Here is a 6,427-nt window from a genome sequence, read left to right as displayed (position 1 = left end):
CAGCCGCCCCGCGGGGTCGATGACCGCGGCGGTATGGGTGTCGGCATGGGTGTCCACCCCGCCGAACACCGGCGCAGGCTGGGCAGTCGGCAATGGTTCTGCGATGGTGGTCATCGCCGTCCTTGTCACTTGACCGGTCGGGGCGGCACGCACCGCCGAGCGAGCGGACAAGACAGTGACGGGTGCTTGCTGGCACAAGCTCCTATGAGGTCACGAACCCTCGACCGGTGAGTGCAAACGAGCCCCGCAGCGGACCGAACCGACAGATCGGCTTGAAGACCCGAAGTCAGTCAGGCGCTGGGTCAGGAACGACCGCTGCGGGGCTCTCCCACATCCTCACTGTCAGGCGTCGACGCAGGTGGCGCGCGGTCCCCTCGACCCGCGCCCTCCGGCGTCCGTCGCTACCGTCCTGGACCGTGAGCGAGCAGAGCGCCGCACCGGCGACCGAGAGCACCGGCGGACCGGCCGAGAAGATCGCGGCCGGGTACGCCGTCGCGGGACCGGCGGTGGAGCTCGGCGCGGTCGTGCACGACGGCCGGCCACACCCCGGAGCAGCCGTGCAGGTGCCGCTGGCGATGCTCAACCGCCACGGGCTGATCGCCGGTGCGACGGGCACCGGGAAGACGAAGACGCTGCAGCTGATCGTCGAGCAGCTCTCCGCGGCCGGCGTGCCTGTCGTGGTCGCCGACGTCAAGGGCGACCTCAGCGGCCTGGCGCAGCCCGGCACCGCGAGCGAGCGCACCCAGCAGCGCGCCGCCCAGACCGGGGACGACTGGCAGCCCACGGGCTTCCCGGTGGAGTTCCTGGCCCTCGGTGGGCTCGGCAGCGGCGTCCCGGTGCGGGCCACCCTCACCGACTTCGGCCCGCTGCTGCTGTCGAAGGTGCTCGACCTCAACCCCACCCAGGAGAGCTCGCTGGGGCTGGTCTACCACTACGCCGACAGCGCCGGGCTGCCGCTGCTCGACCTGCAGGACCTGCGCGCGGTCGTCCAGTGGCTGCTCAGCGACGAGGGCAAGCCGGAGCTCAAGGGTCTCGGTGGACTGTCGCCCGCGACCGCGGGGGTCATCCTGCGCAAGCTGATCGCCCTGGCCGAGCTCGGCGGGGACGTCTTCTTCGGCGAGCCGGAGTTCGAGCCGGCCGACGTCCTGCGCACCACCGACGACGGCCGCGGGATCGTGACCGCCGTCGAGCTCGCCGCCGTCCAGGACCGCCCCGCACTGTTCTCCACATTCCTCATGTGGCTGCTCGCCGAGCTGTTCGAGGAGCTGCCCGAGGTCGGCGACGTCGACCAGCCGAAGCTGGTCTTCTTCTTCGACGAGGCCCACCTGCTGTTCAGCGGGGCGAGCAAGGCGTTCCTCGAGTCGGTGACCCAGACCGTCCGGCTGATCCGCTCCAAGGGCGTCGGTGTCTTCTTCGTGACGCAGAACCCCACCGACGTCCCCAGCACGGTGCTCGGCCAGCTCGGCAACCGGGTGCAGCACGCGCTGCGGACCTTCACCCCCGAGGACGCCAAGGCGCTGCGCAAGACGGTGAGCACCTTCCCGAAGACGAAGGACTACGACCTCGAGGAACTGCTCACCTCGCTCGGCATCGGCGAGGCGGCGGTCACGGTCCTCTCCGACCGCGGCACGCCCACGCCCGTCGCCTGGACGATGCTGCGGGCGCCGCGCTCGCTCATGGCGCCCATCGAACCCGCCGCCATGGCCGAGGCGGTGCAGGCCTCGCCGCTGCAGCCGAAGTACGGGCAGCCGGTGGACCGCGACTCGGCCTACGAGCGGCTGGCCGCCCGGCTGGCGCCATCCCCGGCCGCCCAGCCGGACCGCCGGGAGCGGGACCGCCGGGAGCCGGACGACGTCCGGGAGCGTCCCGAGCCCCGCCGGCCGTCGGAGCCCCTGCAAGAGGACAGCACGCTCGACCGGGTGCTGGGGTCGGCGGCGTTCCGCTCGTTCACGCGGTCGGCGGCGTCCGCTCTGGGCCGCGAGCTCACCCGGGGCCTGTTCGGCACCCGCCGGCGCCGCCGGTAGGTCGACGACCCGGGCACCGCAGCCCTGGCTTTCCTCGATCAGGCCGTTGCGGGCGTTCCTCGCGGGTTGCCGACGCTGTGGTGACGGCAGTGCACGAGGAACGCCCGCGATCGGTCGGTCAGGCGTCGACGTAGCGGTCGCGCTCGACGACGAACTGGCCGGTGGCGGTGTTGGCGTCGACGAACTCCGGCAGCAGCGGGATGCGCACCGTCACGGTCACGCACACCGAGAACTCCTCGCCCCGCGTCAGCGTCGGCGCGTAGCTCCCCGCGGCGTCGCACCCCGCACCGGCGGGTGCGTAGCCGACGACGACGTCGGTGGCCTCGACCGACTGGTCGGCCACCGCCAGCCGCGCGGCGGCCTCCGCCCGGGCCGCGCCGGTGACCGGGTCGGGAGCGGTGCCCATCGCCCGTCCGGCCTCCCGCGCCGCGGCGGTCGAGGCGAACACCCCGCGCTGCACCGCCGAGAACCCGGCCACGATGTAGACCAGTGGCACGAACACGACGATCGCGATGAACGTGAACTCGATCAGCGCCGAGCCGCGCTCCCCGGCGACCATGCCCAGCCGCGCCCGCAGCCACCTCACGGGGCCTCCTCCACCGCCCGGCCGGTGACCTCGACCGGCAGCAGCGAGCCCAGCCCGGCCAGCAGCTTCGGCACCGCGCCCGAGCAGCGGACCACGACCAGGGTCAGCCCGCTGGCGTCGACCTCCTGGGCCGAGCTGCACACCAGCCCGTCGGCGGTCTGCTGCGAGGTCGCCCGCGCCACCACCGCCACCGTGCGGTCGGCACCGGCGGACGACGGCACGTCGGCGTTGGCCGCGAACCGGGCGCCCTCCTGCGCGCTCGCGGTCACCACGTTCCGCACGTGCACGTAGACCGCGACCTGCAGCACCGCCAGCAGCAGCACCACGACCAGCACCGACACGAACACGAACTCGACGACCGCGGCCCCCCGCTCACGGGCGCGCTCCTGAAAAGGCCTCGCTGCACGGGCCCGCTGCGAGCCTGCGAGCGGCGGGGTGGCGCGCTCCGGGAACGGCCTCGCTGCAGGGGTCCGCGGCGAGCCTGCGAGCAGTGGGGGGCAGCGAGGTCCTTCATCCACCGGTCGTGACGGACGCCAGGGCATTGGTGACCGCGGCGACGATCGCCTCGCGGAACGGGATGAGGATGGCCAGCACCAGCGCCGCCGTCATCACCGTGATCATCACCCAGCCGGGCACGTCACCCCGCTCGGGATCGTCCCCGCGCAGGCGGTCGGCCAGTGCGTCCAGCGCCGCGAGGACCCCCGTGAACATCGGCATGCTGCGTCCTTCCTGTCGTGTCCGCGGGCTCATCGCGCCAGCGAGACGATGCTGATCAAGCCGGGGTAGAGCGCGAAGAGGACGGTCACCGGCAGCACGAGGATGACGACCGGGCCCAGGACAGTCAGGGTCTTCCGGTCCAGCAGCGCGGCAGGGGCTCTCGACCGGAGGCTGCAGTGACACATGAGCCAGGCGAGGGAGGTGAGCCAAAGGAGTTCATGCGTCGGGCCAGTTGACCGATTCGGTGCGGTGATCTGATGGACGATGCACGACTGTGACGACGCCTCTTAGCTCCCATCGAATGCTTGTAGAGTTCTGGATCCTCGAGGCACTTGTTATAGGCACTGGCATCTGGGTGCAGGAATGGGCAGGGGATGATGGGTGGCGCCTTGCCGCCTTCATCTGCTTGTTCGTTTCTGTCGTTGGATTCCACATCGCTCTAAATAGGTTGCGCACCCAGGGCGTGGCGTGGCTCTTTCCCAAGGGGGTTAGAGTGATGGCAGCACTTGCCGTGCTAAGCCTAGTTTGCGCGGGCATTATAGGTTTTCGCTTAGCCGGCATTCCGACCGAGGAGCGAGCCATTGCATTCACCACAGAAGATGTGACCTTGCAGACTGGTGGGGCTGTGCCAGTCGAGGGCACCTCTAGCGGGCTCAGGCCCGGCGAAACGGTATGGGTGTTGACGGCCGAAATGACTTCACCATCCGACGCCTTCCCCTTTCATGCGGCTTACCCTGCCTTCGGTCCTTGCGGTCCAAAGTCCGATGGCCATTGGGAATGCGACGAGGCGTTCGCAGTGGGGGAAGGGTTGCACGCATTTTTAGCCATCGCCGTAGATCCCGAGCTTGCTCAGAAGATTCACCGATACCGCGAAAACGGGTTCGCCGATCAGCAGTCCTGCGTTGAGAAGGACGCGGACCACAACCTATCGGAAGGCTGCTGGGACGAACCGCTCAATGTGCCCGAAGAGCGATTGCAGTCGAAATTGCTGTGGGTCACAATCACATCGAAGGCCGAAGAAGGCCCTGCAGCCCCGCCGCTAGATTGATGCGACCCGGCTGACAGTCCTCACGGGAGAGAAGTAGTACCTGACAGCAGCGGCACCCCGGGGGGTTGGGCCGCTCAGGCGGCGCGCTGTCCTGGTCGATAATGACGACCCGAAGGTCGCGCTTGGAGGCCCGGGCGCGGTAGAGCTGATCGATGCGCTTGCCGCACCGTGGGTCAGGGCGTCGAGGTCACAACCCGACTCGGCGTGGTAGACGAAGCTTACCCAAATGAGGGAAAAGCACGAACGCTTGTTGATCGAACTTGCCACGGACGCCCCACCATAACGCCATGATCACCGGAGTGAACGGCGACTTCCCACCGCGCAAGCCGCCCGGCGGACCGCCACAGCCGCCGTCGGCTGCCCTACCGATGCCAGCTCCCGCCCCAGCAAGCCCGATGGGCAGTGCTGGATTTGTTTGCGGTCTTCTCGGCCTGCTTATCGGGCTCTTCGGCGTAGTTGCTATTGGGGTGGTGTTGTCCATCCTCGGGATCGTGTTCAGTTCGGTTGCCCTGCCCAGCGATCAGTCCGGCAAGGCCAAGGCGGGACTTACGATGGCAATCATTGGGCTCATCGCCTGCATGGTGGCGATGGTCCTCTACGCCAAGTGGGGGGTTGGGGAGACCTTGTGAGGGGCCCAAGGCGAGGAAACCTGCACGCGCACAGGTATGAGGTTACGCGGGCCGACCTCTACCTCATCGAAACGGGTTGCGCGAGTAACCTGCCCGTTGGGACCGACAGCACTAGGGAGACCACCAGAGCGCAGCAGTTGCCCCATCCTCGGCATGACAATGCGAGTCCTGTCCCCATGTTCACATCGCTCGGTTCGACCGTCAGTCTGGCGCCGACGTTGCTCGAAGTGTCATGGCGGCGATAAGCTCATCCCGTAACGAACTTGATAATTCCGAAGACGACCCCCACAAGGCCTCCGATTGCGCCGAGGACCATCATCACGATAGTTGCAACGTCCCATTTGCTAACCTTCTCAGCAATCTCGGCTCAATCTTCGCCTCTAGTCGCTTGATTGAATCCTGCAAGGCTTCGATTTTCGTCGCTGCGATAGCAGCGTTCACCGACGCAATCTTGTCAATCTCAGACTGGGCCGGAAACCGTTCCTCTATGGTCCTGATTCGGACCTGTAGCGACTCCACAGCCGAGTCAACGTGTCGTTGGACCGCAGACTCGACATCCGCTTTCGGCTGCTCACGTGATGCGACTAGGACCGTGGGGGCTTCCGTCGTGGTCGCGAGAGCTTCGGCAGCCCGGGCCAGTGAATCCGAACGGAGCGCGTCTATTGCGGTCCTATCGAGAGCTGCATTGACCTGTCGTAGTTCGCCCTCCACGCTTATCGATCTGGTGTTGCGGGAATGTCGATCCGATATGAAGCCAGTGACAAGCGAGCCTAAGCCGCCGAGGATTGCAGCGACCACGCTGATGGCAATTGGATCCAAGTCGATCATCCCCCTTGGTGGCTGTAGCACACCTTCACGGGGCACCGTAGTCGAGTGTTGGCCACGCAGTGGTCATTGGCAGACCGGAGCGCCAAGGGGAGGACCGTCGTTTTCCACCCCGAGGTTGCGGGGCGGACCGAGCGGCGCTCGTCGAGGAGGCGGATGGCGTCGCGGTCCAGATGGCTCAATCTGGTGACGCCTCAACGCCATCAGCGTCTGGCGGTCTTCGTTAAGGTGATGGTTTGGGACGGCTAGCACCAGGAAGACGACCGGCACCATCATCGCGATCTCCTTGCGCCCGCCGGCCTCGAGCAGCCGGCGCTTGCCGGCCTCCCGGACGTCGGCGGCCTGCGCGCGCAGCATGCCTTGGTCATCGAGGTAGACCTCGTGTAGGGGGTAGGTCCGTCGTGCTGCGGCAGCGTCCTCCCCTGTGAACCTGCCGGAGTACAGGAGCCCGCCGAGGATAATCTCGACCTTCTCAGCACTGGCGGGCCAGCGCGCGAGATCCGCGGACGTGAAGGGCTGACCGGCTGGCATGGCTGGACGGTGGCACGGTACTGCTCGGTTGGCTAGACGCGGCGGATCCGTCGATGGCCTGGGAGTC

The 6,427-nt window shown here is 67.6% G+C and carries 9 protein-coding genes; 3 read left to right on the top strand and 6 right to left on the bottom strand.

Translation table 11 applies throughout. The annotated features are described in order from the left end of the window. Positions 1 to 416 precede the first annotated feature (416 nt). Positions 417 to 2,024 (top strand): helicase HerA-like domain-containing protein, encoded by a 1,608-nt coding sequence (locus BLW63_RS17940; protein ID WP_091159218.1) that lies wholly within the window; start codon positions 417 to 419, stop codon positions 2,022 to 2,024. Between the two features lie 118 nt (positions 2,025 to 2,142). Here BLW63_RS17940 and BLW63_RS17935 read toward each other — a convergent pair whose 3' ends face one another. Genes BLW63_RS17935 through BLW63_RS26240 form a run of 4 tightly spaced genes read right to left on the bottom strand, consistent with a single transcriptional unit; the run spans position 2,143 to position 3,512 of the window. Continuing rightward, a complete protein-coding gene (locus BLW63_RS17935) occupies positions 2,143 to 2,610 on the bottom strand; it encodes a hypothetical protein (RefSeq protein ID WP_091159216.1) in 468 nt (155 codons plus the stop codon). Next, a complete protein-coding gene (locus BLW63_RS28630; protein ID WP_280140542.1) occupies positions 2,607 to 3,152 on the bottom strand; it encodes a TadE/TadG family type IV pilus assembly protein in 546 nt (181 codons plus the stop codon). Before BLW63_RS28630 ends, BLW63_RS17935 begins: the two co-directional genes overlap by 4 nt. Further along, positions 3,121 to 3,327 (bottom strand): hypothetical protein, encoded by a 207-nt coding sequence (locus tag BLW63_RS17925; protein ID WP_091159212.1) that lies wholly within the window; start codon positions 3,325 to 3,327, stop codon positions 3,121 to 3,123. The genes BLW63_RS28630 and BLW63_RS17925 overlap by 32 nt, the downstream gene beginning before the upstream one ends. Before the next feature lie 29 nt (positions 3,328 to 3,356). Further along, a complete protein-coding gene (locus BLW63_RS26240; protein WP_244522649.1) occupies positions 3,357 to 3,512 on the bottom strand; it encodes a hypothetical protein in 156 nt (51 codons plus the stop codon). Positions 3,513 to 3,628: 116 nt separating this feature from the next. On the opposite strand from BLW63_RS26240, the gene BLW63_RS26235 reads away from it, so the two are divergent. Together BLW63_RS26235 and BLW63_RS26230 are read left to right on the top strand one after the other, a co-directional pair. Beyond that, positions 3,629 to 4,375, top strand: a complete 747-nt coding sequence (locus tag BLW63_RS26235) for a hypothetical protein (protein ID WP_139263651.1) — start codon at positions 3,629 to 3,631, stop codon at positions 4,373 to 4,375. Positions 4,376 to 4,662: 287 nt separating this feature from the next. Beyond that, positions 4,663 to 5,004, top strand: a complete 342-nt coding sequence (locus BLW63_RS26230; protein WP_139263649.1) for a hypothetical protein — start codon at positions 4,663 to 4,665, stop codon at positions 5,002 to 5,004. A gap of 318 nt (positions 5,005 to 5,322) precedes the next feature. On the opposite strand, the gene BLW63_RS26225 is transcribed toward BLW63_RS26230, so the two are convergent. After that, entirely contained in the window at positions 5,323 to 5,832 is a 510-nt protein-coding gene (locus BLW63_RS26225; RefSeq protein WP_139263647.1) for a hypothetical protein, read from the bottom strand. A gap of 63 nt (positions 5,833 to 5,895) precedes the next feature. Continuing rightward, on the bottom strand, positions 5,896 to 6,360 hold the full coding sequence (locus BLW63_RS28075) for a hypothetical protein (RefSeq protein ID WP_091159209.1): 465 nt from the start codon (positions 6,358 to 6,360) through the stop codon (positions 5,896 to 5,898). Positions 6,361 to 6,427: the final 67 nt, after the last annotated feature.

This window comes from Geodermatophilus africanus, assembly GCF_900107105.1.
GTDB lineage: Bacteria > Actinomycetota > Actinomycetes > Mycobacteriales > Geodermatophilaceae > Geodermatophilus > Geodermatophilus africanus.
Note: the sequence above shows the minus strand (reverse complement) of the source record. Positions and strands in the feature narration are given on the sequence as shown.